This is a genomic window from Lentilactobacillus kefiri, from assembly GCF_009739535.1.
Lineage (GTDB): Bacteria > Bacillota > Bacilli > Lactobacillales > Lactobacillaceae > Lentilactobacillus > Lentilactobacillus kefiri.
Genome location: NZ_CP029971.1, coordinates 639,894 through 666,608, shown reverse-complemented (window position 1 = coordinate 666,608; position 26,715 = coordinate 639,894). Strand labels below are relative to the sequence as shown.

Here is a 26,715-nt window from a genome sequence, read left to right as displayed (position 1 = left end):
GGAAATTCGTTTGGAACTCACAGAAAAAAGCCGCAAGTGGTTTATTGCGACATTACTTTTGGGAACATTCACGATGTCCATTAGTCAGTCTTCACTTTCAACTGCTTATCCGACATTCATGAAGTACTTTAATTTACCTGCTAGTACAATTGCTTGGTTAACAACAGGTTTCATGCTGATCATGTCGGTTGTTATGCCACTGTCGCCATGGTTGATGAAGAACTTTAGATTCAAGCCATTATACCTGACATTACTAATCAACTTCGTTATTGGTACCTTAATTATTATTTGGGCGCCCAACTTTCTGATTATGATGGTTGGTCGTTTAATGGAAGGATTTAGTGTTGGTGTTTTGTTCCCATCATATCAGTCAATTATTTTGGAGATCACACCAACTGATCACCGTGGCTCCGTTATGGGAACCGTTGGTTTGGTCATGGGTTCTGCGCTTGCAGTTGGCCCGATCATTTCTGGAGTTCTGCTGCAATTCTTCCCTTGGGAAGCAATTTTTGCCTTCTTCTTAATTGTTTTGACAGTTGTATTCTTGCTGGCTCTCAAAACGGTTATTAGTCCGTTGAAGATTGAATCCACCAAGTTTGATTTTATTTCAGTATTCATGTCATTAGGAATTATTGGGTTACTGTACTTTATCAACGAAATTTCTCATATGACTCCTACTACCACCTACCTGAACTGGGGTATTCTGATTGTTTCACTGATATTATTGTTCATGTTTGTTCGTCGTCAATTGAAGATGCCACAGCCACTATTGCGATTGGATATTCTTTCAATCACCAACTTTGACTTGGGTGTCGCATTGACATCACTTTCATACATGTCCTTAATTACAGTTACTATTATTATGCCATTGTATTATCAACAGATTCTTGGCTTAACACCGTTATGGTCTGGCCTTGCACTGGTACCAGCCGCTGCAATTCTTTCATGGTTAAATCGACGTAGTGGCCGTTTGGCTGATCGAATTGGGTTTAAGCCGGTTATTATGATTGGCTTTGGTTTGTTTATTGTTGGATGGGCCGCTCTGCTATTGTTCTCATCACTGAACAGTATCTGGATTGCCGTTATCTGCTCAATTATCATTGAGTCTGGAAATGCGTTTGCAATGATGCCAGCCACCACATTAGGTGCCAATTCACTGACCAACGATTTGATCCCGCATGGTTCTTCCATTATTTCGACTATTCGTCAGATTATGGGTTCAACCGCGATTGTTATTGCGACCGTTGTACTCGGAAACAAGAACTTCAATGCGGTGTTCCTGACATTCCTTATTTTGGAAATCATTGCGATCGTTTTGGTATTCAAGATTAAAGATACCAAGAAAGAGCCGGCTAATGCCTAGTTTGAATTGTGAATCCTAATATATTTTCATAAGTAACATGCGTTGACTATTGAATTGGTTAACCATTATGAAAATCACAATGTATTTTGTTGTAACTATTTTCATGTCATGATATTCTATATTTGGATGTTGAAATATCTGTATCGGTTTTGAAGCATACAGGTTTATCCAAATTTAGGAGGTTATATAATGGCATATCGTACTGTTAATCCTTACAACAACGAAGTTGTTAAGGAATATCCAAATGCTACCGATGATGAGTTGCAAGCTGCATTAGCAACTGGTCACGATTTATATGAATCAATGAAGAAACAAGATATTTCCGAAAGAGCTAAGATTCTTCACAACGTTGCTGATAAGTTGCGTGAACATGAAGATGAATTAGCCAAAGCTTGTACGATTGATATGGGTAAATTAATTGGTGAATCACGAGGCGAAGTTGAGCTTGTTGCTCTGATTGCCGATTGGTTTGCTGATCATGGCGAAGACTTATTAAAGCCTGAAAAGATTGATACAATTGCAACTGGTGAAGCCGAAGTTCAACACCACGCAACCGGGGTTGTCATGATGGTTGAACCATGGAACTTCCCTTACTACCAAATTATGCGTGTATTTGCACCTAACTTTATGGTAGGGAACCCAATGATTCTGAAGCATGCTTCAAATACACCAACATCAGCTCAAATGTTTGCGGATGTGGTTGCTGAAGCTGGTGCTCCTAAGGGATCATTGACCAATTTGTTCCTTTCATATGATCAAGTTACTGAAGCAATTGACGATCCTCGTGTTCAAGGAGTTGCTTTAACTGGTTCCGAACGTGGCGGTACTGCCGTTGCTTCAGCTGCTGGTAAGGCACTTAAGAAGAACACAATGGAGCTTGGTGGAATGGATCCATTTGTTGTATTGGGTGACGCTAACATGGATGATGTGAATGACATTGCATGGCGGGCACGGATTTACAATGATGGTCAGGTATGTACTTCATCCAAGCGTTTCATCGTGATGGACAATGTGTACGATGAATTCGTTGAAAACTTAAAGAAGAAGTTTGCTGCACTGAAGCCTGGCGATCCAATGGATCCTAAGACAACTTTGGCTCCAATGAACACTGAACGTGCCAAGAACAAACTGCAGAAACAATTGGACGGCGCAATCGCTGCCGGTGCCAAAGTTGTTTATGGTAATGAACCAATTGATCTTCCTGGTCAGTTCTTCAAACCAACAATTTTGACCGATGTCACTAAAGACAATCCAGCATACAGCGAAGAAATGTTTGGCCCAATCGCCGTTGTCTACAAGGTTCACAGTGAACAAGAAGCGATTGATCTTGCAAACGATAACCCTTACGGACTTGGCGGAATTGTTTTTGCCGGTGATGCTGATCACGGTGCTGAAGTTGCATCACAAATTGAAACTGGAATGGTCTTTGTTAACAACTTTATGTCAACATTGCCTGAAATTCCATTTGGCGGTGTTAAATTATCAGGATACGGCCGTGAAATGAGTCATATTGGTCAAATGGCCTTTGTCAACGAGCAGTTGATTGTTAAGGCTGACAAGCCTAACATGAATAACCTTGCCGGTGGCTTGGTTGCCGTTGACCCTGCTGACTAATTAGCCGATTAAACCAATTTGAATTTAATATATGAAAAAAGTCATCAATCACTGTTGTGGTTGATGACTTTTTATGTTTTCGGGACAATGACCTGTAAAAAATCAGGCTGCGTCTGAACTGTGAATGGGACACACATTGCCGGATCACCGTCAATTCGAGCCTCAATTGTTTGGTCGGATAAACCTTCAATTTTGACTGATTTTGTTTTAAAGTATCGAACCCCACTGGCGTTTTTGAGGTTACCCGTCACAAAGTACCGCAGGTAAGTGATCAGAGACAGAGGTGAAAAGCGTTTCAGCCAGAAGACGTGAAGGTAATCATCATCGTAGGAAGCTTCAGGATTAAAAGAGATGAAACCGCCAACTGAATTGGTTGTCGTGATGAGTAGAATCTGTGCTCGAAAAGCCTTTGATCGGCCATTTGCCGTCAATTTGAGCTTATAAGAGTGGTTGGAATAAAGTTCTTTAAAGCCCTTAATTAGATAGATGATTTTTCCAAACTTCTTCTTTTCCTCGTCTTTCACATTTCTCGCAATGTCTGCCAATCTTCCAAGGGTGAGACTGCTGACCACCGGCGTTTTCCCGATGGCCCCCAGATCGACTTCGGTCGGATTGCCATGGATGAGATTTTTGATGGCATCTGTTGTATTCAGGGGAATCTTCAATGCTCGAGCAAAGTTATTCACTGTCCCACCGGGAATGATACCCAAAGGAATTGATTTTCCAGCCTTTAGGAAGCCTTCACAGGCCGTGTTGATTGAGCCATCACATCAGGCAATCAAATCCTTCAACCGACTGTTTGACTTGGCTCACTGCATCTTCTCGCGACTGGGTCGGACTTAAAACAGCTGAGCGGCCGTGTTCCTCCAAATATAACTTTGTCTGTTCAGCAATCTTTTTATTATCACTGGTTCCAGCATTGCCATTATAAATAATCAGGTATTTTTTCATGGGGCACCTCCTCCGTTAGATTGCTGCGGATTATGGCTTAATTATATTATGAATGCCCGTTTGAGTCGTCTTTGGGGATTATGGTTAAGGAACCATTCATGACTGCGGAAGCGGCATCCACAGTATGCGGATCGGTGAAAATTTTGAGGAACTTCATGAAGCTTTCTGCGGTATTGTCTTCGTTTAAATCTTTCAAAGGCATCCAGAGGTTTTTCCCTTCATCGGATTGTTTGAGGGTACCGGTAAAATCGCTGGTCCGGTATAAGAAACCAATTCGGCGATAAGCTGGTTCTTCGTTAAACCATTCAACGGTTCCGCAGGACTGTAAATGACTGACAATTAAGCCGGTTTCTTCAAAGACTTCCCGAACCATCGCATCGTAGAGGCTTTCTCCTTTTTCAACGTGACCGCCTGGAAAGGTATGACCGAATTTCCAAGCGACGTCGGTTTTATCTTCAACTAGCACTTCTTTGGTTTCTTCATTGTAAATCATGCACATATTAACCATTTCAATTGATTCGCTTCTCGAATATGTCATTTTGACCTCCTACAAGTTCTTTCATTTAATATGTCTAAATTATATCTCACGTTGGTCGTTTCAAATATTTTTTAAGCGAATATAAAAGAGCCTTCAATTCATCGGCTTGAATTGAAGACCCAACTTTTTATTGTTATGAATGTTTAAATCAATGTAAATGGGGATCCTTATTGGTGTCCAGTCCACCAAGCTGACCTCTGAATTCCTTTGAATAGAGGTTCAAATCGGATCTGTACTCGTCGAGATTTTCACTCATGTCAACGGTGTAATCAGCTTCCTCACCGTGTTCACCTTTATCCAAGCCCATCTTTTCTTCTTTCCGGTTAACCCGCATTGGCATTACCAAGCTCAACAGCTTAATGATGATTGATGCAGCAATCGTAACGAAGACGATAGTAGCAAGTGTTGCAATGATTTGAACACCTAACTGATGGAAACCACCACCATAGAAGGCACCATTATGAGCAACGATTGGGTTGACTGATTTGGTAGCAAATAGTCCGGTTGCAATTGAACCCACAATTCCACTGACACCATGGCATCCAAATGCATCCAAAGCATCATCAACACCAATTCGATCTTTGAGATAGTTTACAAAGAAGTAGCTGGCAAATGTTGAGAACATGCCAATCCAAAATGATCCGGCGATAGTGACAAACCCACAGGCAGGGGTGACACCAACTAATCCACAAAGGGTACCGGTACAAACACCAACCAAGGTTGGCTTACCGTTGATAATCATGTCCAAAATCATCCAGGTTACCATTGCGGTACCAGTGGACATTGTGGTTGTGATAGTTGCTTGAGCGGCAATGTTGTCAACACCCATTGCTGATCCGGCGTTAAACCCATACCAACCAATCCAAAGAATGGTGGCACCAAGTAAAACCCAAGGTAAGTTGTAGTGGGTATGAGGAATATCACCAAATTTAACTCGTTTGCCCAAGAAGGCTGAAAGAACAAATGCCGTAACACCAGCGTTGATATGAACAACGGTTCCACCGGCGAAATCCAAGGTTCCAAGTCCGGCAAGCAATCCGTTGGGACTCCAAACCAGATGGACCATTGGATAGTAAATGATGATTGACCATAGAATTAAGAATACCAACAAGAAGTTGAATTTAATCCGGCCAACAACCGCACCAACGAATAGTGCAGGAGTGATAATTGCAAACATCATTTCAAAGACTGAGAAGATCCCGGTTGGAATCTTGGTTGCGGTCAGTGAAGTTAAGTCGACACCATTCATGAAGAAATTCTTGACGTCACCAACAACACCGCCAATATTTCCTGAGAATGACAATGAATAGCCGATCACAATCCAAAGAACAATTGCGACACCAGTCATAATGAAGACAGACAGCATCGTGTTAACAACGTTTCGCTTTGAAACCAGGCCCCCATAGAAAAACGCTAATCCGGGAGTCATGAATAATACCAAAATACTGGATAAAATCATGAACGAGGTATTTGCAGCATTCATAACATCGCTTCCTTCTCTTTTAATGTCATAAATTCTAACATCATCTTTTTGAAACGTCCAGTACATTTTGAAATTGGTTAGAAAATTATAAAAGCACTCATTAATTTGGAAACGGTGCCAACGCCAGTGATAAAGCAATTGTATTTGGCCAATTTAAGATGAAAAAAGTTTCTGAATTGGATTGGTATATGTAATTAAACCTAACATATTCGACTAAAAAACTGACGGCAACGTGACATGATTGATGATCCCATTTCAGAATTGAGTCCTCGAATTATTTGAATCTGAGACCTTGAATGAAAAATGTCCGTTTTTTCTACCAGAAATGTGGCTTTAACTATTTTATAATAACGTTGTAACCGTTATCATAGAAGATGTATTTATATGATCGTTTTTGGTGAAAATGATTGGAAACACAGGATCATCAACCAAAACGACATCTCAGATTAACTTTGACAAACCATTCTTAATTACTTGAATAAAGGAGCGAAATGATGAAAAGAAAATTTGAACTTGAGAAATCTACCGCTAATGATGCAATCCTCAATAAGCTTGCAGTTACAAACAGTGACGGCAGCTTTGACTTCGGTATGAGTAAATCCAAAGTTAAGCGACAAGGCAAAGGCTATTACCAACTTGGAGATATCACGATTTCCTTACGAACCATCTTCAACCCTTGGGACACCTATAGAACGGCTTTTGACGAAGAACTAAAAGACTGTCCACTGGATGTGTCACGTGAGTGGAAAACTTCAGAAGATGGCACTGAAACCACCTTTACAATTAAACTTAACAATCCGACCAAAGAAGAATATGAAGTCGGCGGTTTGGGCGTTGCCATGATTTTTAACCAAATTCTGACAGACAACACTTTGGATGAAAGCCACCAAAACTGTGTCTTTTCCGATCCATATATCGGCAATGATGCCGGATATGTTCAGGTAACTCGGCTAAGCGGCGATGAACCGACACTACTGGTTACTCCTGGAAAGAACGCTCATTTTGAGGCTTACCGGCCATTGAATGACGATAAGACGCCACGAAGAGTGACGTTTGAAGGATTTTACGAGTGGACAATTCTCTCATTTGCCTATGCTGAAAGTGACTGGTTCGATCAGAAACATTGGAATAAGCCGACTTCATTGATTTTAAAGCCGGGTGAAGGCCAGGAATATTCACTTCGATTCACAGTCATTGATAACCAGGCTGACGTGCCCGAAGAACTTCATCGTTTGGGTATGCCAGTTGTTGATAGTGTTCCAGGCTACACAATTCACGGAACTGAAACCGCTCATTTGACGATTAACGCGAAGAGTCCAATCACTTCGATCAAAGTTTCTCCTGAAAATGCCTTGGACATTTATCAAGCCGGAGACGGTTCGTATAAGCTCGTTGGCACCGGTGATTACTATGGGTATGCCGACGTCTTGGTTGAGTACGAAGACGGCACTCACCAGACGATTAATTACTTTGTATTGGACGCTGCCGATAAGGCCGTTAAAAAACTAGCTGATTTCCATGTTAAAAATCAGTGGCTTGAGGATGATGACAAATATGGGAGAAAACATGCATTTATCACTTATGACCGGGATGCAAAACAAAAGGTCTTAAATGAACGGCGCACGTTTATCTCTGGGGTATCTGACGAAGTTGGTGCCGGGCCAAACTTATTGATGGCTTCGAAAAACCTGCTGATGCCGGATAAACATCAAGTTCAGTTGTTGGAAGAATACGTTGACGATGTTTTGTGGGGAAAGTTGCAAAATAAAGACGACTATTCGGTCCGAGCCAGCCTTTACTATACGGATGAGAACTCCCCATATAGTTGGGCATCATGGGACAAGTCTCGATCCGAGGAAACGTGGCGGGCATATAATTATGTTCACCAGGCAGCCATTTATTGGATGATGTATCGCTTAGCCCGAAATTACGATGGCTTGGTTACTAATCACGACTGGCAGTGGTATTTGGATCATGCTTATCACACAGTGATGGCAATGCATAAGTTTGCCACCAAGGATAAATTTATGTATTTGGAACAGTTTGGCTTGATGGTCGGCAGCGTTCATTTGTGGATCTTAAAGGATTTGGAATATGAAGGCTGGGATGAAAAAGCCAAGAAATATGAGGCATATATGCGTCTCCGTTACCAAATTTGGGCAAGCCTGAAGTACCCATAAGGCAGTGAAATGCCTTGGGATTCAACTGGCCAAGAAGAAATCTATGTTTGGTGTGATTACTTTGGTGATGAAGAGAAGGCCAAGCAGACGGTTGATGCCGTAAAAGCATACACACCTTCAATCCCTAATTGGGGTTATAACGGCGCTGCACGACGTTACTTTGATTCCGCTGTTTATGGTAAGCGGGAAGTCATGGGCAGGCTGTTTGGCCATTATGGTTCGCCTTTGAACGCAATTCCACTTCTTCAGAGTTACAAGGAGCACCATTCAGATGATTTGTATCTGCTGAAAGTGGGTTATGCTGCTTCAACCAGTGCTTTGACAACAATTAACCAAGACGGCTTTGGTTCAATGGGATATTTGGCAAATCCCGATATCATGGACTTTGAACCTTATACCGGAGATTACGGCCAGTCATTTTATGGTTATATGCACGAAGCTGGTCAATTTGTTCACTTCGATCCACAAGCTGGTTGGCTATCATTTGGCGGTGAAGTCGAAGACAATGGGAATATGATTTTAACCATGAAACCAACGGATGCCTTTCACAAGCGACTGTTTGTTCACGGCGAAGAGACTGACTTTGAGATTATTTCGGAAACAGTTCCGATTAAGGATGTTGTCTACGATTTTGCGAATGACAAAATATTCGTTAACTTCTCAGAACCAAAGGTTGCGCCAAGAAATCTCCGAATTCGAACTTCAGAGAATGTTCGGCCAACTGAAAATGGCCAAATGGTTCGTGGGGCATATGAGTTTGATCCACTCGCACGTCAGCTGACATTTAAAATTAAATAATTTTGTATGCAAAAACCGACCAAAGATAAAGCTTATTTTATCTTTGGCCGGTTTTATTTTAAATTGATTATTCAAATATTAATTAAGATCGCTGATGGCATCCGGAATTGGTTCGTTTCCAGTGCTCATCTCAATGACTTCTTTAGCGCCAGCGTGATTCTCAGTAAGACCGATCAGAACATCGGCAACATTATCGATACTGTTTTCGTTGGTGCTGTATGATCCCAGCGTGACTTTTCCAGAACCACTTTTTTCAACCAGGGCAGTCGGCTGGAGGATTGTGTAATCCAAATGGGTATTATGAATGAGCCACTCATCTGCGTAATATTTGGCGATCAGGTAATTTTCCAATGGCGAATTACCAAATTCGTCAGGAGATAGTGAACCTTTGGAACTCAGCATGATGAATCGGTTAATGCCTTTTTCTTCCGCAGCTTCCATTGTCTTAACGGCACCATGAAGGTCAATCTTCAACAAATCCCGACCACCGGAACCGGCCGCAAAGATAATGGCATCGGCTTCTGGCAATGCTTCCTTGATATCATCCATGTGATCACTTAAATCCAACTTAAATGGGGTGACGTTATCATGAACAGGAACTTTTTCAGGATGACGGGCAGCAGCGTACACTTCGTCTTTGTGACTTTTCGACAGCTTTTCAACAACATTTGAGCCAACTCGTCCGGTTGCACCAATTACGATAATTTTCATTTTCGAATCCTCCTCTGCTCTTGTTAACTCAATTATGGTTGATATAAGGGTGGAATGCAAAAGAAAAATTCAAAACTTGATACAGGTCAATTCTTTACCACGGCTTTCTCCATATAATTAAGACATAAATTAAGAAACGGAGCGGGAAATTATGAAATTTCAACGATATATAAATCAACATACAAATCAAATTACATTGGTAACCGCAATCCTGATTGGCCTTGGGTTACTAGGAAAAATGATTAACAGCGATATGATTTACACAGTTTCATTTATCGCCGCTTCAATCATTTCCGCAGTCCCAATTGTCCTACGGGCAGTTTCAGCACTGCGGTTTAAGACAATTAGTATTGAGTTACTTGTCAGTATTGCCGTTATTGGTGCCTTCATCATTGGCGAGTATAACGAATCGGCAATTGTGACCTTTCTATTCTTATTTGGAACCTTTTTGGAAGACAAGACTCTGGCCAAAACCCGTCATTCAATTAAAGATCTGACGGAGATGGCCCCAACCACCGCCTTGGTGATTGATGATGACGGTAAAACGGAAAAAACTGACGTTGATTTTGTCGACGTTGACGATGTCGTTTTGGTTAAAGCCGGCGGTCAAATCCCAGTGGATGGTGAAATTGTTGACGGCTCAGGTCATATCAACGAAGCCAGTATTACCGGTGAATCCAAATTAGTTACTAAGAAAGCCGGCGACCAAGTCTTTTCTGGAACCATTCTGGATAATGGAACGGTCAAAGTCCGGGCAACCAAAGTCGGGGATGACACAACCTTCGGTAAGATTGTTGAACTGGTCGAAGATGCTCAAGATACCAAGTCACCTGCAGAAAAGTTTATTGATAAATTTGCCACTTACTACACACCTGCCGTTTTAATCATTGCCCTGATTGTTGGGTTAATTACCAAAGACTTTAGGTTGGCGATTACCGTTCTGGTACTTGGATGCCCAGGTGCTTTGGTTATTGGTGCCCCAGTTTCAAACGTTGCCGGAATTGGGAATGGTGCCAAGAATGGTGTCTTGATCAAGGGTGGCGAAGTGATGAATACTTTTGCCAACGTTGATACATTGGTCTTTGACAAGACTGGTACGTTAACTGAAGGTAAGACCGCCGTTACTACCATTAAAGATTATTCGAACGATCAATTGGGACTTCAGATTGCTGCCGCGGTTGAAAAGCAGTCCGATCACCCATTGGCTCAGGCGGTTGTATCATTTACCAATGCTCATCAGATTGATTTTGATTCCGTTAAAGTAACGGATGCCAATACCGTTAAAGGCCGTGGCGTGAAAGCCAACGCTGATACTCACCAGGTTTTGATTGGAAATCTCAGGATGATGAATGATGAACAAGTTGATCTGACAACGATTCAGCATCGCGATTTGGAAAACATTCAAAATCAGGGCAGCTCAACTGTGATTGTTGCATTTGATGGTCAGGTTCAAGCGATCTTTGGGATTTCGGACGTTATTCGTCAGGGCGTCAAAGAAAGCTTGGCACAGCTTAAATCACTGGGCATTAAGAAGACGGTGATGCTGACTGGAGATAACCTTCAGACAGCTAATGCCGTTGCCAAACAAATTGGGATTGATGAAGTTCATGCAGAATTATTGCCTGAACAAAAAGTGGACTATGTTAAAAAGTACCAGCAGGAAGGTCACAAAGTTGCCTTCGTTGGTGATGGAATCAACGATAGTCCGTCATTGGTAACTGCTGACATCGGGATTGCCATGGGCAGTGGAACCGACGTTGCGGTTGAAACGTCCGATGTTGTCTTAATGTCATCCGGATTTAATGAATTGATTCATGCATATGGTTTGTCCAAGAAGACGGTGATGAATACCAAAGAAAATATCATCATTGCTATTGGAACAGTTGCCGCATTGCTGGTCGGATTGATTCTCGGCTTTATTTACATGGCCAGCGGGATGTTTGTCCATGAAGCAAGTATTCTGGTTGTGATTTTCAATGCCATGAGATTAATTAATTATCGACCGAAAATGCCAAAACTTGACGCAGATCAATTATCTGTAAACGAATACGATTTATCATTAAAACAGTAAATGAGATGGAGGTTATTAATATGAGTAAAGCAATTTTACAATTAGACGCATTATCATGCCCGTCATGCATGCAAAAGATCAAGGGTGCTTTGGAAAAACAGGATGGCGTGGAAAACGTCAAAGTGTTGTTCAATGCAGCCAAGGTCAAGACAGATTTCGATGGGGACAAAATCTCTGCCGACAAGCTGTCGGATACGGTAACTGATTTAGGTTATGAAGTTCAATCAATGAAAGTGAAATAGGTGAAGAATATGACAACAGCAACTCCAGAACAATTATTTGAAGCAGAAGTAAAGCAAGCAGATATTGATCATCACACGCCAACTGCCGGTGCCATGACTGGTCATATCGTTTCCAATTTGGTCGTATTATCAGACAAGCTCCAGATGGCTAAGTGGTATGTCAAAGGGATGCAGGCTGAACAGCTGAAAGATTTATTCGGCAAACTGTTGCACCAGGCATATGCTCAAAAGGATGCTTTGGGCGCAGTCTTAATTGACGAAGCCTTAGTAACCCCAAGTACCCAAAAAGAATTTGGCGAATACGCCATGCTCGAAGAAAATGGTCAAAACAAGTATGAATCTGCAGAATGGATCATTAACGACTTGGTTCATGATTATGATACTGAGAACATGTTTGTCACCCGTGCCATCAAATTGGCGGACAAAGAAGACCGTCCAGTTCTGGCTCAGCATTTAATTGGTTTGTTACGGGATAACAACCATAACATTGCCAGACTTCAGGCTTTACTTGGCAATACACCACGTGAAGGCTTGGATGAAGAAGACGACGAAGACTAGTCTTAAATGAACATTGTGTATGTAAAAAGGTTTCGAAGCATTGATTGCTCCGGAACCTTTTTTGGATATTATCGCATAACTGATCGAAAAAAGACTCATCAATTATTTAAGTTGATGAGCCTTTTTTTATAACTTAGTTTGAATCGGGGTGATTACCAGAGATAATCGACCGGGTTCTTAATGTATTTGTCGTAAACGTTGCGGACAATCTGCATTTGCTCGTCAGTTAAAGCTGGCAAGTCGGCAGCCGTTGTGTTCCGTTCGATTTGAGTTGGATTGCTTGCACCGGGGATGACTGCTGAGACAGCATCATACATTAGGATAAAACGTAAAGCCATTGCAGCAAGATTATCTGTCCCAAGGCGTTGCTTTAATTCATTTGCAGCTTTAACACCAGTCAGGTAATCAACACCGGAGAAAGTTTCACCCTTATCAAATTGTTCTCCGTGACGGTTGGTTGTTCTGTGGTCTTCGGGAGCAAATTTGGTATCGGCGGTGTACTTACCGGTCAAAAGCCCACTGGCAAGGGGAACCCGAGCCAAAATGCCGACATTGTTCTTCTTGGCTAAATCGAAGAAGAGGTTGGCTGGACGTAAGCGGAACATATTGAAGATAATTTCAACAGCTGAAATATCATAGCTTAAAGCTTTGATTCCTTCTTCAACCCGTTCGACACTGACACCATAATTCTTAATCTTGCCGGCTTTTTTCAACTTGTCCAGTTCAAAGAAAGTTTCCGGCATGTAGTAATTCATCATTGGTGGACAGTGGAGAAGAACCATATCCAAGGAATCGACACCCATATTTTGCAGTGATTCATCAACGTAGCGATCAACGTGGGCAGGATCGAAATGCTTGAGGTCCAGAGGCATTTCTTTTCGACCAATCTTGGTTGTGTAGTGAACATCTGGATGTTTCTGAACGAATTCACCAACCGCCTTTTCACTTTGGCCATCTTGATACCCATCTGCTGTATCGAAGAAGTTAACACCACGATCATAAGCTTCTTGAAGTGTATCCCGAGCATCTTTCGGGTCAAATGGAGTCCCCCATTTTCCACCAAGCTGCCAAGTACCTAAAGAAACTTCACTGATTTTAAAACCTGTTTTACCAAGCGTTCTAAATTTCATTTGTATTCCTCCAATTAAACTCATCGATACATTAATCATAACATGTTCAACCCACTGACTGGGAAAGATGAAATTGGTCAAATACCGAATTATCATAAAAAAATCATAACAGTTTAAAGACAAAACGATTAAAATACGGAAATTAATTAAAAAAATTACGTAAAAAGTGGCATATATCGTTTTAAACACGAACATTAACGTTGACTTCCATTATGATGTCAAGTATATTGTAGACACTAAATAAATTGAAAAGGTGAGTGGTTGGAATGGCAAACGCTGTCGGCGTAGCAATGGGATCAATATCTGATTGGCCAACAATGAAGCTGGCTTGTGAACAACTTGAAAGTCTTGGGATCCCTTATGAGAAGCACGTTATCTCAGCACATCGGATGCCTGATGAACTTCAAGAATTTGGCAAGACGGCTCGTGACAAGGGATTGAAAGTAATCATTGCAGGAGCTGGCGGTGCCGCCCATTTACCAGGAATGATTGCAGCAAACACGACACTTCCCGTTATTGGCTGCCCGATGAAAACACGAACATTAAATGGTGTTGATTCATTACTCTCAATTGTCCAAATGCCATTTGGCGCTCCGGTTGCCACAGTCAGCATTGGTGAAGCTGGTGCTAAAAACGCCGCTTTACTGGCAGCTCAAATTATTGGGGTAACTGATCCGGCGGTTGCCAAGAAGCTTGCCGATCTCAAGGAAAAACAAAGAGTGGAGGCCAAAAACAGTGAGCAGCAGTTCGATTAAAACAATTTTGCCACCAGCCACGATTGGAATTGTCGGTGGTGGTCAGCTTGGACAGATGATGGCATTGATTGCCAAATCAATGGGATATCACGTTGGTATTCTTGATCCAACGCCGCAAGCACCTGCAGATCAGGTGGCCGATTTCCAAATTGTCGCTGAATATGATGATGTTGATTCATTAATGAAACTGGCAGAAAAAAGTGATGTTTTAACTTATGAGTTTGAAAACGTTGATGAGAATTCACTGCTCAAAGCTAAAAAGGTTGCCGAACTTCCACAAGGTGTTCATTTACTTCACATTACCGGCCAACGGTTAAACGAAAAGAACTTCATTAAAGATTGTGGAATTCCGGTTACCAATTTTGCAGCGGTTACCGACGAAGATTCATTAAAGGCCGCAATTGAAAAAGTTGGTTATCCCGCCATTCTAAAAACCGTTTCCGGCGGTTATGACGGTCATGGTCAGGTGGACATCAACTCCGATGCTGATATTGAAAAAGCTTCAGAATTATATTCCAAAACCGAATGTATTTTGGAAGCTCGTCAGGACTTCATTGCCGAAGCATCTGTGATGGTTACCCGCGATTTGAATGGCAAGGTTATTACTTTCCCACTTGTTGAAAATCGTCATAAGAATCATATCCTTCACACAACCATTGCACCTGGAAGATTTTCCAAGACGGTTCATGCCAAAGCCAAGCAATATGCTGAAACGATTGCCAACCGGCTTGATTTATACGGGGTCCTTGGAATTGAACTTTTCGTTATTGATGATAAAGATGTCATGGTTAACGAACTTGCACCTCGTCCACATAACTCCGGTCATTACACGATCGAAGCCTGCAACATTTCTCAATTTGAAGCTCACATAAGAAGTATCTGCGGTTTACCAATTCCTGAAATTGTTCAAGAAAAGCCCGCAGTTATGCGTAACCTGTTAGGAACGGATTTAACCCTTGCCCGCAAGCTGCTTACGGAACATCCAGAGTGGCATTTCCATGATTATGGTAAGGCTGAAATTAGACCACAACGTAAGATGGGCCACGTTACCGTTGTTGGTGACGACATTGACCAGTTACTGAAATCCACAGACATGTTAAAGGGAGAAAATTAAAATGACTGAAATTGTTAAAAAAGATTTGTTGTATAAAGGTAAAGCTAAGGAAATGTACACAACTAACGAGCCTAACACAATGTGGGTTCACTACATGGACCAAGTTACCGCATTCAATGGTAAGAAGAAGGTTCAGATGGAAGGTAAAGGCCAAACCAACTGTGAAATTTCATCTTTGATCTTTAAAGACCTTGCCAACCACGGCATTAAGAATCACTTCATCAAACAAATCGATTCAAACAATCAATTAGTTAAACGCGTTAAGATCATTCCACTTGAAACAGTTGTCCGTAACTTTGCTTCAGGAAGTTTTGAAAAGAAATTCGCTGTTAAGCATTTAATGAAGTTCGACAAGCCGGTTCAAGAATTCTTCTTTAAGAGTGATGAACTGGACGACCCATTCATCAATGATTTCCAAGCTGAAGCATTGAATGTTGCAACTGAAAATCAAATGAACAAGATGCGAGCAATTGCCTTGAAGGTTAATGACCGTCTCAAGGAAATCTTCTCCGAAATGAATATTGACCTGGTTGACTTCAAAGTTGAATTTGGAATTGATTCCGACAACGAATTAATCTTAGCCGATGAAATTTCTCCAGACAGCTGCCGTTTGATTGACCGTGACACTAAAAAGTCACTCGACAAAGATGTCTTCAGAAAAGGCCTTGGCGCTTTGGTCCCTGTTTATAAAGAAATTCTTGGTCGTTTGGAAAAAGTGGAGGACGTTAAATAATGGCTCTTGCAAAAGTTTATGTTAATTACAAAAAATCAATTTTAAACCCTGAAGCAGAAGCAGTTCACAAGGCTCTTAAGCGTTTGGGTTATGACAACGTTGAAGACGTTAAGCTTGGCAAGTATTTTGAATTAACCGTTGCTGACGGCAAATCAAAAGATGAGCTCGACAAAGAAATTAACGAAATTTGTGACAAGCTCCTCGCCAATTACAACATGGAAAATTATCACTACGAGATTGAAGAAACGGAGGCTGCTCAATGAAATTTGCCGTCCTTGCATTTCCAGGATCAAATTGCGAAATGGATTTATATAACGCAATTAAAGACATCATCAAAGAAGATGTCGAACTGGTTTCTTATAAGAAGAACACACTCGAAGGTTTTGACGCCGTACTTATTCCCGGCGGTTTCTCTTATGGCGATTATCTAAGAAGTGGTGCGATTGCCCGCTTCTCACCAATTATTCCTGATTTACAGGAATTCGCCAAAAGCGGCAAACCAGTTCTTGGAATTTGCAACGGATTTCAAATTCTGACTGAAGCGGGATTACTTCCCGGCAGCCTGCAGAAAAATGTTTCAGCTAAGTTTATCTGCAAGACAGAACCATTAGTTGTTAATAATAATCATTCAATGTTTAGTTCCGAATACCAGGAAGGCCAAATGATCAACCTGCCGATTGCGCATGGTGACGGTAATTATTACTGTGATCAGGATACATTGCGTGAATTGATTGCCAATGATCAAATTGTCTTCAAATATGACAGCAATCCTAACGGAAGTATTGATAATATTGCCGGTATCATTAATAAGCAGGGAAACGTGCTTGGAATGATGCCTCATCCTGAACGAGCTGTTGAAGCAGTACTTGGTTCCGACGATGGTAAAGGAGTTTTCCAATCAATCGTCAATCACATTAAGAGTCGAGGGGTTATTTATGAATAGTGTAATGGATCAAACAACCGAAGCCACACCAGAACAAATCCGCGACAACAAGCTTTACAAATCAATGGGCTTGACTGATCACGAATATGGATTAATCAAAGATGATGTTTTACATCGACTTCCCAACTATACCGAAGTTGGTTTGTTCTCAGGAATGTGGAGTGAACATTGTTCTTACAAGAATTCCAAGCCGGTTCTCAAAAAGTTCTTTACCAAGGGTAAGCACGTTGTTAAAGGTCCCGGTGAAGGTGCCGGAATCATTGACATTGGTGACAACCAAGGTGTTGTATTCAAGGCCGAAAGTCATAATCATCCATCTGCCGTTGAACCTTTCCAAGGCGCAACAACCGGTGTTGGTGGTATTTTGCGGGACATCTTCTCAATGGGTGCCCGTCCAATTGCCAGCATGGACAGCTTGAGATTTGCCGAACCTAAGACAGATGCCGACAAATACTTCATTCAGCAAATTGTTGCTGGTATCAGTGCTTACGGTAACTGTATCGGAATTCCAACTGTTGGTGGTGATACCGCATTTGACGATGCATATGCTCATAACCCATTGGTCAACGTGATGTCTGTTGGTTTGATGGATTTGGATAAGATTGAAGTTGGTGCCGCTGCCGGTGTCGGCAACAGTATTATCTACGTTGGTCATAAAACCGGCCGTGATGGTATTAACGGTGCATCATTTGCTTCATTCCAATTTGATTCAGAACACGAAAGCCAACGTTCAGCTGTTCAAGTAGGTGATCCATTCGAAGAAAAACTAGTAATGGAAGGCTGCTTGGATGTTATCAATAATCATTCCGATTCTTTAGTTGGTATCCAAGATATGGGTGCTGCCGGACTGGTTTCATCATCTGCAGAAATGGGTTCCAAAGCTGGTGGAAACGGGATGGAACTTAACCTCGATCTCGTTCCTCAACGTGAAGCCGGAATGTCTGCATTTGAATTAATGCTTTCCGAATCTCAGGAACGGATGCTCTTATGTGTTAAAGCCGGTCACGAAGATGAAGTATTAAAAGTCTTCGCTGACCATGGTGTTAATGCCGTTGTCATTGGTCATGTGACTGAAGGTCATAATTATAAGCTCATGCATCACGGTAAATTGGTTGCAGATGTTCCAGTTGATTCATTAGCATCACAAGCACCTGTTTATCACCGTGAATCAGAAATGCCTGAACATTTAAAGAATGTTGATACAAACCAGTATCAACCAAAAATCACCAACCCAACCGAAACTTTAAAAGAAATGTTGAGTCAATTAACAATTGCTTCCAAAGAAAGTATCTATGAAACATATGATACTCAGGTTCAGACCAACACCATTGTTGCACCTGGTTCAGATGCAGCCGTTGTCCGGGTTCGTCATCATGACAAAGCTTTGGCAATCACAACGGATGTGAATGGTCGTTACCTTTACTTGAACCCTCGAGAAGGCGGCGCCATGGCAGTTGCTGAAGCGGCTCGAAACATTGTAGCATCAGGAGCTGTTCCACTGGGAATTACCGACTGCCTGAACTTTGGTAACCCTGAAAAGCCTGATCAATTTTATGAATTGGATCAAGCAGTTATGGGAATGACAGAGGCTTGTGAAAAATTTGAAGCACCGGTTATTTCCGGAAATGTTTCATTGAACAACGAATACGATAATATTCCAATCTACCCAACCCCAATGGTCGGCATGGTTGGTTTAATCAAGGGCTTGGATCACATTACGACTCAAGACTTTAAGCACGCTGGCGACGCAGTTTACGTTGTCGGCAAGACTGAACCAGGTTTCAATGGTTCACAGATTCAAAAGATGCAAACCGGTAACATTTCCGGCAAGCTCTTCGATTTTGATTTAGATTATGAAGTTAAAATTCAAAAATTAGTAACTGCTGCTATTCAACAAAAGTTATTGAACTCAGCTCATGATATTTCCGAAGGTGGCTTAATTACAGCCATTGCCGAAAGTACATTTGGCAATCAACTCGGAGTTGATTTGACCGCCGACTTAACCGTCGCCGACTTCTTCTCCGAAAGTCAATCAAGATTCATTGTTTCAGTACCACAAGAAAAGCAAGCCGAATTTGAACAATTAGTTGGAAATGACGCACAAAAGCTTGGAAAGGTAGTCGATGACAATCACCTATTTGTCCAAGCCAACGATGGTTACTTTGATATTGATGTTGATAAAGCGTTTGGTATTTGGAAAGGGGCATTGTCATGCCGTCTGAAGTAAAAAGTTTAAATGAAGAATGTGGGATCTTTGGCGTTTGGGGAACTCCCGATGCAGCCAAATTAACTTACATTGGCCTATTTGCCCTTCAACATCGTGGACAAGAAGGCGCTGGGATCACCGTTAATAATGATGGTCATTTGACAACCAAACGTGGCTTTGGCTTGTTAACAGATGTCTTTGATTCACCTAATGCGGTTGATGAAATGACAGGTTCTGCCGCCATTGGTCATGTTCGTTACTCGACTGCCGGCAGCAACTTGCTGGAAAATATTCAGCCACTCCCATTTAACTTTAGTGATACCCAATTTGCCTTGGCACATAATGGTAACTTAACCAATGCCATTTCAATTCGTAAGAAGTTGGAAGACCGCGGTGCAATTTATCATTCCAGCTCAGACACTGAAAATTTGATGCACTTAATTCGATTGAGCCGGGAAGACAACCTAGATGATCAAATGAAGGAAGCCTTAAATATCATCAAGGGTGGCTTTGCCTACCTTGTGATGACTAAAGACCGTTTGTATGCAGCGCTTGATCCAAATGGCTTTCGACCATTGGTTGTCGGCCAACTTCCAAACGGCGCATACGTTGTCTGCAGTGAAACCTGTGCCTTGGATGCCGTTGGTGTCAAATTCAAATTTGACGTTCAACCTGGTCAGTTAATTAAAATTGATGATTCAGGCATTACCGTTGATAAATATACCGATGATACTCAGTTGGCAATCTGCTCAATGGAATTCATCTACTTTGCCCGTCCTGATTCAGACATCTACGGGGTAAACGTTCATTCTGCCCGAAAGCGAATGGGTGCGCGGCTTGCACAGGAACAACCCGTTAAAAATGCCGATATGGTTATTGGGGTTCCTAATTCATCTCTTTCAGCGGCAATGGGTTATGCAGAAGAATCCGGCCTGCCTTATGAAATGGGGCTGGTTAAGAATCAATATTCTGCCAGAACCTTTATCGAGCCTACCCAAGAATTGCGTGAACAAGGCGTCAACATGAAGCTTTCCGCAGTTAAGGGTGTTGTTCGCGGCAAGAACCTTGTCCTAGTTGATGATTCAATTGTTCGTGGAACAACCAGTCGTCGAATTGTTAAATTGCTTAAGGATGCCGGTGCCGCTTCAGTTCATTTGCGGATTGCTTCACCGCCACTTCGTTACCCATGCTTCTATGGAATTGATATTCAACACGTTCGTGAATTGATCGCCGCCAATAAGACGATTGAACAAATGCGTCAAATCTTTGGTGCTGATTCATTAGGCTTCTTGAGTGTCAAAGGGGTTGTCGATTCAGTTAATTTGAAGACTGATGCTCCTAATAAAGGCCTTTGTGTCGCTTACTTTGACGGCAAATACCCAACACCACTTTATGATTACGAAGAAGAATATGATCGCGATCAAGCCCAACTACAATCAATGAGATGAGGTAATTCGAATGGACGCCTACAAAAAAGCCGGCGTGGATATTAATGCCGGTTACAAGTTAGTCGATGATATTAAGAATTTATCCAAAAATAGTGACCTTGGCTCATTTGGCGGTTTGTTCCCGCTGGCATTAGGTACTTACAAGAACCCAGTGTTAGTTTCCGGAACCGACGGTGTTGGTACTAAGCTGCTGATCGCAATTAAAGCCAATTTACACAAGACAATTGGCATTGATTTGGTTGCCATGTGTGTCAATGATGTTTTGGCACAGGGAGCTAAACCTTTGTTCTTCTTGGATTATCTTGGCGTTGGTCATTTGGATAACGAAAAAGCAAAAGATATTTTAACCGGTGTGGTTGAAGGTGTTTCCCAAGCCCAATCCAAATTGGTTGGTGGTGAAACTGCCGAAATGCCTGATATGTATACCCATGGTCATTACGACCTTGCCGGGTTTGCGGTAGGAATTGCCGACCAGGATAAATTACTGAGTTCGGATAATCTGCATGAAGGCGATATCTTGTTGGGACTTGCTTCCAACGGTCTTCATTCAAATGGCTTCAGCTTGGTAAGAGACATCTTATTTAAACAAAATTCCTATTCCTTGAATGACACCCTTTCCGGTTGTGATCTTGATTTGAAGCATGAACTTTTGCGACCAACCAAGATTTACGTTAAGTCCGTCCTACCACTGGTAGAGCAGGGAAAAATTGCCTCAATTGCTCATATCACTGGTGGTGGACTTCCAGAAAATGTTGCCCGGATATTACCTGAAGGCCTTTCTGCGGAATTCAATTATGGAAGTTGGAAAGTTCCAGCTATCATGAAGAATCTGCAGGAAATTGGTCATTTATCTTTTGATGATATGAAACATACCTTCAACCTTGGATTAGGAATGGTTGTTGCGGTTCATCCAGAAGATGCTGACGATATTCAAAGTCAGTTGACTGCTGCAGGTGAAACTGTTAGCCGTGTAGGTAAGCTTATTTCCGGAGACAAACAAGTTATCATTCGAAAGGACCAGCAATGAAATCTGACGTAAAAAACATAGCGATATTTGCATCTGGTGAAGGAACCAATTTCACTGCATTAACGGAATCTTTCAAGAAAGAAAAATTACCGCTCAATGTTAAATTATTGGTCTGTGATCATAGTAATGTTCACGTCCTTGACCGGGCACATAAAGAATCTGTTCCAACCTTTGTCATTAATTTTAAGTATTATCCTAACAAGGCCGCTGCCGAAACGGTGATTGCCAAGAAGCTCGAAGATGAGCAGATTGACTTCATTATTTTAGCTGGTTATATGCGGATTATTGGACCAACCTTATTAGATAAGTATGAAGGCAAAATTATCAATATTCATCCAGCACTATTGCCTAAATTTCCTGGTCGCCACGGAATTGAAGATGCCTATGAAGCCGGTGTTGATACCACTGGTGTCACAGTTCATTGGGTTGACTCAGGAATTGATTCAGGCAAGATCATTGCCCAACGTGAAGTCCCAGTTCATAAGGATGACAAGTTGAGCGATCTCGAGAAGCGGATTCACGCTACTGAGCATGTTTTATATCCAAGCGTTGTCAAACAATTATTAGAAAGAGGAGAAATTTAATGTCTAGAAGAGCCCTTTTAAGTGTTTCTGATAAAAGTAATTTGGTTGATTTTGCTAAGCAATTAAAAGATTTGGATTTTGAAATTGTTTCGACCGGTGGAACCAAAAAGGCACTGGAAGATGCTGGCGTTGAAGTAACCGGTGTTGAAGAAGTGACCGGATTTCCAGAAATGCTGGATGGCCGTGTTAAGACCCTTCATCCAAAGATTCACGCAGGGATTCTTGCCAAGCGTGATAATCCAGACCATATGAAACAGTTAAAAGATGCTGGCATTACCCCAATTGATTTGGTTGCGGTTAATCTTTACCCCTTCAAGCAAACCATTGAGAAGCCTGAAACAACTATGGCTGAAGCAATTGAACAAATCGATATTGGTGGCCCATCAATGCTTCGTGCAGCCGCAAAAAACTTTGCTGGTGTACTGACTGTCGTTGATCCAGCTGATTACCAACCGGTAATTGACGCTCTTAAAGAACATAAAGATGACGCCGATTTCAGAAAACATTTGGCAGCCAAAGTATTCCGTCACACCGCTGCTTATGATGCTTTAATTTCCAATTACTTAACTGAAGAAGAGTTCCCTGAAAAGTTAACTTTGACTTATGAGAAACAACAAAGTCTTCGTTACGGTGAAAACAGTCATCAAAAGGCTGCCTTCTATCGTAAAGCATTACCTTCAAAACTGACGATTATTCCCGATCAGCTTCATGGTAAGGAATTGTCATACAACAACATTAAGGATGCCAATGCCGCATTGAACATGGTTGCAGAATTTGACCAACCAACTGTTATTGCAATGAAGCATATGAATCCATGTGGTGTTGGTGTTGCCGACACTATCGAAAAGGCTTGGGATGAAGCTTACGAATCAGACCCAATGTCAATCTTTGGTGGAATCATTGCGGTTAACCGTGAAATCGATGCCGCAACTGCCGAAAAGATGCACAAGATTTTCTTGGAAATCGTGATTGCACCTTCATACACTGATGAAGCCTTTGAAATTCTTGCCAAAAAGAAGAATATTCGTTTATTGAAAGCTGACTTGAGTCATCGTGATCAACCTGACCGCTTCGAAGAAATTACCGTTAGTGGTGGTATGTTGATGCAGGAAAGTGACCACGAAATCGATCAGATTCCTGACTTTAAGGTGGTTACCAAGGTTCAACCTACTGAACAACAATTAAAGGCTTTGCAATTTGGTCAACACGTTGTTAAACATGTTAAGAGTAACGCGGTTGTCGTAACCACTGATACCAAGACTTTGGGTGTTGGTATGGGACAACCAAACCGAATTGATTCTGCCAAGATTGCTATTCAAAAGGCAATGCCAAAAGATGGTTACGAAAATGCCATTATGGCCTCAGATGCCTTCTTCCCAATGCCAGATTGTGTTGAATATGCTGCAAAGCATGACATTAAGGCAATTATCCAACCTGGTGGAAGTATCCGTGATAAGGATTCAATTGCGATGGCCGATAAATTTGGTATCGCAATGGTAACAACCGGAGTAAGACATTTTAGACATTAGAAGCAGAGTGCGACGAGACCCGGGAGATGCGGTTTCTAAGGCGAATTTGGTTTAAGCCCCGCTCTTGGGGTTGAACCAAAGTTGACTTAGAAGTTAGCATCTGGGTCGTCGGAGCACGTTTCAGCTAGGATGCCTAAAACCCTCTAAATTCAAAAGTACCACACACAAACCGCACAACAAGGCTGCCCTTGCAGCCTTCATACATAGAATAAATATTACCAATCAAAAAGGAGATCACATCATGGCAAACGTTCTGGTTATCGGTTCTGGTGCACGTGAACATGCAATTGCAGCAACAATGTTGAAAAGTCCTCAAGTTACAAATGTTTATTGCGCCCCAGGAAACCCAGGGATGAAAAGGGACAACATCCAGATTGTAGATATTGATGAAATGGATTTTCCTAAATTAGTTGAATTTGCCAAAGAACATCTTGTCGATTTAACATTCGTTGGACCTGAAGTACCACTTTCCAAAGGAATTGTTGATGCCTTCATTTCTGCTCGCTTACGAGTATTTGGCCCTGATGAATCAGCTGCTCGTCTTGAAAGCGACAAAAACTTTGCTAAAGGGTTTATGCAGCGGAATGGCATTCCAACTGCTGGTTTCAAAACCTTTACAGACTTTGATGAAGCTAAAAAATATGCTCATTCATTATCATTGCCACTGGTTGTTAAGGAAAACGGCTTGGCTGCCGGTAAAGGGGTTACCATCGTCAAAGATGCCAGTGATCTTGATACCACAATTAAGACGGCGTTGGATAAATCCGGTGAAATCTTGATTGAAGAATTCCTCGAAGGTGAAGAATTTTCACTGATGTTATTTGTTGGTGGCGACAAGAAAGTCATCTTCCCAATTTCACAAGACCACAAAAAGATTCACGAAGGGGAGACCGGTCCCAACACAGGTGGGATGGGTGCTTATTCGCCAGTCCCTCATATTACCCAAAGTGTTTTGGATACGACTGTTCAAAAGATTGTCGAACCAACTATGGCTGGTCTTGCCAAAGAGGATTTGGAATTCGCTGGGATCATCTACATTGGCTGCATGCTGACCAAGCAGGGTCCTAAAGTGATTGAATATAACTTACGACTAGGTGATCCCGAGACCCAAGTCTTGTTACCACAACTTAAGAGTGACTTTTATCAAATGACATCTGATCTGATTGATAACAAGATGCCAAAAGTTGAATGGCAGCAAGGAGAATTTTATCTTGGCGTTGTTGTGACAGCTCCCGGATACCCAACTTCTCCAAAGCAACACATCACACTACCTGATGATTTACCAGGCAATGTTTTCTATGCCGGGGTTACTGAAGAAAACGGCAAGCTTTACAGTTCAGGCGGCCGAATCTTTACGTTATACAATCATGCTTCAACCCTTGAGTGTGCTCAGGCAAAGGTATATGCAGAGTTGAGCCGACTCGATTTGTCAGGCTTCTATTATCGAAAAGATATTGGCTTTAGAGATCTTTAATTTAAATGTATGTATGAGACGTCTACTATGTAGGCGTCTTTTTTTATGAGAATTTTCGAATGGTCAACAACTCAAAATGGAGAATCATTTAGACCGCCAATGATCCTGATTATCCTCTCTTTTTGGGATGTCGTGATGTATTGGAACATAAAAGTTCAAGCAACATTAATCTAATTTAATATTAATGTTTACTTAATATCCTAATCATTTTATAATATTATTTAAGGTAGATTGCAAATTTAATCCGAATTTTTGGACAAATTTGTCAGCATAACCTGATACGGTGTTTGCCAGTCGAGTATTTTAAGCGGTCGCTGGTTAATTTGGAGTAACGTCGTCGTTAAATCTTGAGCACTAATGTGCTCAAAACGAGTCCCTTTAGGATAAAAATAACGTAAATTCCGATTAAAGCGTTCATTACTACCACGTTCAGCTGGAGTATAAGCATGGCAGTAATAGGTCTTAATACCATATTGTGATTCAAGTGATACTAGCCCACTAAACTCAGTGCCACGGTCCACAGTAAAGCTGTGCACCGGACCATTAAAAGTGGTTAGGAACTTAGTTAGTGCTTCATTAACAGTCGCTGTCGTCCGATCTTTTAACCGGTATGCCCAAAGGAACCGTGATTTTCGATCGATTAAAGTTAATAAAACTGCCTTACTATGCCCACGAGGACCAACGACTGTATCTAGTTCAAAATCGCCGATGCGATTACGTTGATTAATGATCATGGGACGCTGTTCAATTGATCGCCCCAAAGATTGATTATATTTGGATCGTTGGTCAACGTTACGCCGTTGGCGTACGCCATGTTCAGGTAGATCATTCAAGGAGAAACCAATTCTCCCCTGATTTAGCCAATTATAAATAGATTTAGTAGCTAGTTTAAATTCGTGAGCAATCATTCCTGGTGACCAGCTTAGACGTAAATGGTTGAGAATTTTTTGCTTTAACTCATCGCTCAGCTTAGTTTTCCGACCACATCGTGATCGCTTGTATTCGGCATCTGTTTGTGCTAATTCAGCCTGATAAGGTTGACATCGAGATAATTCATAAGAAATTGTTGACGGTGATCGGTTCAGCCGAACGCCCATTTGGATATTGGACAGCCCTAGTTCACAAAAGGTTTCGATTTTAATTCGTTCGGAATAGGTTATACTAGACAAAAGATCAGCTCCTAAAAGATGGGTTTGTGGTAAACACCATTTTAAAGGAAGCTGATCTTTTTTGTCCGAACAGCGTTCGGATTAATTTTACAAT

At 41.7% G+C, this 26,715-nt stretch carries 23 protein-coding genes and 1 pseudogene; 17 read left to right on the top strand and 7 right to left on the bottom strand.

What is annotated here, in order from left to right:
• The first annotated feature begins 10 nt into the window (after nucleotides 1-10).
• Complete coding sequence (locus DNL43_RS03450) at nucleotides 11-1,363, top strand: MFS transporter (RefSeq protein WP_056981842.1); 1,353 nt, start codon at nucleotides 11-13, stop codon at nucleotides 1,361-1,363.
• A gap of 189 nt (nucleotides 1,364-1,552) precedes the next feature.
• Nucleotides 1,553-2,977 carry an NAD-dependent succinate-semialdehyde dehydrogenase gene (locus DNL43_RS03445; RefSeq protein ID WP_054769207.1) on the top strand — a complete coding sequence of 475 codons (1,425 nt, stop codon included), beginning with the start codon at nucleotides 1,553-1,555 and terminating at the stop codon, nucleotides 2,975-2,977.
• A gap of 71 nt (nucleotides 2,978-3,048) precedes the next feature.
• Here DNL43_RS03445 and DNL43_RS03440 read toward each other — a convergent pair whose 3' ends face one another.
• From DNL43_RS03440 to DNL43_RS03430, 4 genes are all read right to left on the bottom strand, one after another.
• Nucleotides 3,049-3,687, bottom strand: coding sequence for a diacylglycerol/lipid kinase family protein (locus tag DNL43_RS03440; protein WP_280541956.1), 639 nt, complete (start codon nucleotides 3,685-3,687; stop codon nucleotides 3,049-3,051).
• A gap of 55 nt (nucleotides 3,688-3,742) precedes the next feature.
• Entirely contained in the window at nucleotides 3,743-3,928 is a 186-nt protein-coding gene (locus DNL43_RS12325; RefSeq protein WP_280541959.1) for a diacylglycerol kinase family protein, read from the bottom strand.
• 46 nt (nucleotides 3,929-3,974) lie between these two features.
• Nucleotides 3,975-4,466 carry an 8-oxo-dGTP diphosphatase gene (locus DNL43_RS03435; RefSeq protein WP_056981844.1) on the bottom strand — a complete coding sequence of 164 codons (492 nt, stop codon included), beginning with the start codon at nucleotides 4,464-4,466 and terminating at the stop codon, nucleotides 3,975-3,977.
• A gap of 148 nt (nucleotides 4,467-4,614) precedes the next feature.
• The gene (locus tag DNL43_RS03430; RefSeq protein WP_054769206.1) at nucleotides 4,615-5,949 is read right to left on the bottom strand and encodes an ammonium transporter; all 1,335 of its coding nucleotides are present in this window, start codon (nucleotides 5,947-5,949) and stop codon (nucleotides 4,615-4,617) included.
• Nucleotides 5,950-6,440: 491 nt separating this feature from the next.
• Between DNL43_RS03430 and DNL43_RS03425 the strand changes: the two are divergent.
• Nucleotides 6,441-8,927, top strand: a pseudogene (locus DNL43_RS03425) (DUF5695 domain-containing protein).
• 78 nt (nucleotides 8,928-9,005) lie between these two features.
• On the opposite strand, the gene DNL43_RS03420 reads toward DNL43_RS03425, so the two are convergent.
• Entirely contained in the window at nucleotides 9,006-9,638 is a 633-nt protein-coding gene (locus DNL43_RS03420; protein WP_054769203.1) for an NAD(P)-binding oxidoreductase, read from the bottom strand.
• 151 nt (nucleotides 9,639-9,789) lie between these two features.
• Here DNL43_RS03420 and DNL43_RS03415 point away from each other — a divergent pair, with 151 nt between their 5' ends.
• The 3 genes from DNL43_RS03415 to DNL43_RS03405 are packed head-to-tail and all read left to right on the top strand — an operon-like array spanning nucleotide 9,790 to nucleotide 12,509.
• The gene (locus DNL43_RS03415; protein WP_056981848.1) at nucleotides 9,790-11,709 is read left to right on the top strand and encodes a heavy metal translocating P-type ATPase; all 1,920 of its coding nucleotides are present in this window, start codon (nucleotides 9,790-9,792) and stop codon (nucleotides 11,707-11,709) included.
• 20 nt (nucleotides 11,710-11,729) lie between these two features.
• Nucleotides 11,730-11,951: a heavy-metal-associated domain-containing protein gene (locus DNL43_RS03410; RefSeq protein ID WP_003582479.1), complete on the top strand. Its 222-nt coding sequence runs from the start codon at nucleotides 11,730-11,732 to the stop codon at nucleotides 11,949-11,951.
• A 9-nt stretch (nucleotides 11,952-11,960) separates the two neighbouring features.
• Nucleotides 11,961-12,509, top strand: coding sequence for a ferritin-like domain-containing protein (locus DNL43_RS03405; RefSeq protein ID WP_056981849.1), 549 nt, complete (start codon nucleotides 11,961-11,963; stop codon nucleotides 12,507-12,509).
• Between the two features lie 152 nt (nucleotides 12,510-12,661).
• Here DNL43_RS03405 and DNL43_RS03400 read toward each other — a convergent pair whose 3' ends face one another.
• Complete coding sequence (locus tag DNL43_RS03400) at nucleotides 12,662-13,639, bottom strand: aldo/keto reductase (RefSeq protein ID WP_054769202.1); 978 nt, start codon at nucleotides 13,637-13,639, stop codon at nucleotides 12,662-12,664.
• A 266-nt stretch (nucleotides 13,640-13,905) separates the two neighbouring features.
• Here DNL43_RS03400 and purE point away from each other — a divergent pair, with 266 nt between their 5' ends.
• From purE to purD, 11 genes are all read left to right on the top strand, one after another.
• The gene (gene purE / locus DNL43_RS03395) at nucleotides 13,906-14,394 is read left to right on the top strand and encodes a 5-(carboxyamino)imidazole ribonucleotide mutase (protein WP_056981851.1); all 489 of its coding nucleotides are present in this window, start codon (nucleotides 13,906-13,908) and stop codon (nucleotides 14,392-14,394) included.
• Nucleotides 14,375-15,508 (top strand): 5-(carboxyamino)imidazole ribonucleotide synthase, encoded by a 1,134-nt coding sequence (purK, locus tag DNL43_RS03390; protein ID WP_056981853.1) that lies wholly within the window; start codon nucleotides 14,375-14,377, stop codon nucleotides 15,506-15,508. The genes purE and purK overlap by 20 nt, the downstream gene beginning before the upstream one ends.
• 1 nt (nucleotide 15,509) lies before the next feature.
• Nucleotides 15,510-16,241 carry a phosphoribosylaminoimidazolesuccinocarboxamide synthase gene (purC, locus tag DNL43_RS03385; protein ID WP_054769201.1) on the top strand — a complete coding sequence of 244 codons (732 nt, stop codon included), beginning with the start codon at nucleotides 15,510-15,512 and terminating at the stop codon, nucleotides 16,239-16,241.
• A complete protein-coding gene (gene purS, locus DNL43_RS03380; protein ID WP_054769200.1) occupies nucleotides 16,241-16,504 on the top strand; it encodes a phosphoribosylformylglycinamidine synthase subunit PurS in 264 nt (87 codons plus the stop codon). Before purC ends, purS begins: the two co-directional genes overlap by 1 nt.
• Entirely contained in the window at nucleotides 16,501-17,184 is a 684-nt protein-coding gene (gene purQ, locus DNL43_RS03375; protein WP_056981855.1) for a phosphoribosylformylglycinamidine synthase subunit PurQ, read from the top strand. The genes purS and purQ overlap by 4 nt, the downstream gene beginning before the upstream one ends.
• Nucleotides 17,177-19,411 (top strand): phosphoribosylformylglycinamidine synthase subunit PurL, encoded by a 2,235-nt coding sequence (purL, locus tag DNL43_RS03370; protein WP_056981857.1) that lies wholly within the window; start codon nucleotides 17,177-17,179, stop codon nucleotides 19,409-19,411. The genes purQ and purL overlap by 8 nt, the downstream gene beginning before the upstream one ends.
• Nucleotides 19,396-20,838 (top strand): amidophosphoribosyltransferase, encoded by a 1,443-nt coding sequence (gene purF, locus DNL43_RS03365; RefSeq protein WP_054769199.1) that lies wholly within the window; start codon nucleotides 19,396-19,398, stop codon nucleotides 20,836-20,838. The genes purL and purF overlap by 16 nt, the downstream gene beginning before the upstream one ends.
• A gap of 10 nt (nucleotides 20,839-20,848) precedes the next feature.
• Nucleotides 20,849-21,865, top strand: coding sequence for a phosphoribosylformylglycinamidine cyclo-ligase (gene purM, locus DNL43_RS03360; RefSeq protein WP_056981859.1), 1,017 nt, complete (start codon nucleotides 20,849-20,851; stop codon nucleotides 21,863-21,865).
• Complete coding sequence (purN, locus tag DNL43_RS03355) at nucleotides 21,862-22,449, top strand: phosphoribosylglycinamide formyltransferase (protein ID WP_056981861.1); 588 nt, start codon at nucleotides 21,862-21,864, stop codon at nucleotides 22,447-22,449. The genes purM and purN overlap by 4 nt, the downstream gene beginning before the upstream one ends.
• Nucleotides 22,449-23,978: a bifunctional phosphoribosylaminoimidazolecarboxamide formyltransferase/IMP cyclohydrolase gene (gene purH, locus DNL43_RS03350; protein WP_054769197.1), complete on the top strand. Its 1,530-nt coding sequence runs from the start codon at nucleotides 22,449-22,451 to the stop codon at nucleotides 23,976-23,978. Before purN ends, purH begins: the two co-directional genes overlap by 1 nt.
• A 241-nt stretch (nucleotides 23,979-24,219) precedes the next feature.
• A complete protein-coding gene (gene purD / locus DNL43_RS03345) occupies nucleotides 24,220-25,452 on the top strand; it encodes a phosphoribosylamine--glycine ligase (RefSeq protein ID WP_056981863.1) in 1,233 nt (410 codons plus the stop codon).
• 239 nt (nucleotides 25,453-25,691) lie between these two features.
• Here the strand turns inward: purD and DNL43_RS03340 are convergent, their stop codons facing one another.
• Entirely contained in the window at nucleotides 25,692-26,621 is a 930-nt protein-coding gene (locus DNL43_RS03340) for an IS30-like element ISLpl1 family transposase (protein ID WP_068479136.1), read from the bottom strand.
• Between the last annotated feature and the right edge of the window lie 94 nt (nucleotides 26,622-26,715).

Excerpts from the sequence above, each read along its gene's own strand:
- DNL43_RS03405 (WP_056981849.1), top strand. The coding sequence starts at position 11,961 with ATGACAACAGCAACTCCAGAACAATTATTTGAAGCAGAAGTAAAGCAA.
- purM (WP_056981859.1), top strand. The coding sequence starts at position 20,849 with ATGGACGCCTACAAAAAAGCCGGCGTGGATATTAATGCCGGTTACAAG.
- DNL43_RS03400 (WP_054769202.1), bottom strand. The coding sequence starts at position 13,639 with ATGAAATTTAGAACGCTTGGTAAAACAGGTTTTAAAATCAGTGAAGTT.
- DNL43_RS03410 (WP_003582479.1), top strand. The coding sequence starts at position 11,730 with ATGAGTAAAGCAATTTTACAATTAGACGCATTATCATGCCCGTCATGC.
- purD (WP_056981863.1), top strand. The coding sequence starts at position 24,220 with ATGGCAAACGTTCTGGTTATCGGTTCTGGTGCACGTGAACATGCAATT.
- DNL43_RS03420 (WP_054769203.1), bottom strand. The coding sequence starts at position 9,638 with ATGAAAATTATCGTAATTGGTGCAACCGGACGAGTTGGCTCAAATGTT.
- purF (WP_054769199.1), top strand. The coding sequence starts at position 19,396 with ATGCCGTCTGAAGTAAAAAGTTTAAATGAAGAATGTGGGATCTTTGGC.
- purH (WP_054769197.1), top strand. The coding sequence starts at position 22,449 with ATGTCTAGAAGAGCCCTTTTAAGTGTTTCTGATAAAAGTAATTTGGTT.
- DNL43_RS12325 (WP_280541959.1), bottom strand. The coding sequence starts at position 3,928 with ATGAAAAAATACCTGATTATTTATAATGGCAATGCTGGAACCAGTGAT.
- purL (WP_056981857.1), top strand. The coding sequence starts at position 17,177 with ATGAATAGTGTAATGGATCAAACAACCGAAGCCACACCAGAACAAATC.
- purC (WP_054769201.1), top strand. The coding sequence starts at position 15,510 with ATGACTGAAATTGTTAAAAAAGATTTGTTGTATAAAGGTAAAGCTAAG.
- DNL43_RS03445 (WP_054769207.1), top strand. The coding sequence starts at position 1,553 with ATGGCATATCGTACTGTTAATCCTTACAACAACGAAGTTGTTAAGGAA.
- DNL43_RS03415 (WP_056981848.1), top strand. The coding sequence starts at position 9,790 with ATGAAATTTCAACGATATATAAATCAACATACAAATCAAATTACATTG.
- DNL43_RS03435 (WP_056981844.1), bottom strand. The coding sequence starts at position 4,466 with ATGACATATTCGAGAAGCGAATCAATTGAAATGGTTAATATGTGCATG.
- DNL43_RS03430 (WP_054769206.1), bottom strand. The coding sequence starts at position 5,949 with ATGAATGCTGCAAATACCTCGTTCATGATTTTATCCAGTATTTTGGTA.
- purQ (WP_056981855.1), top strand. The coding sequence starts at position 16,501 with ATGAAATTTGCCGTCCTTGCATTTCCAGGATCAAATTGCGAAATGGAT.
- purE (WP_056981851.1), top strand. The coding sequence starts at position 13,906 with ATGGCAAACGCTGTCGGCGTAGCAATGGGATCAATATCTGATTGGCCA.
- purN (WP_056981861.1), top strand. The coding sequence starts at position 21,862 with ATGAAATCTGACGTAAAAAACATAGCGATATTTGCATCTGGTGAAGGA.
- purS (WP_054769200.1), top strand. The coding sequence starts at position 16,241 with ATGGCTCTTGCAAAAGTTTATGTTAATTACAAAAAATCAATTTTAAAC.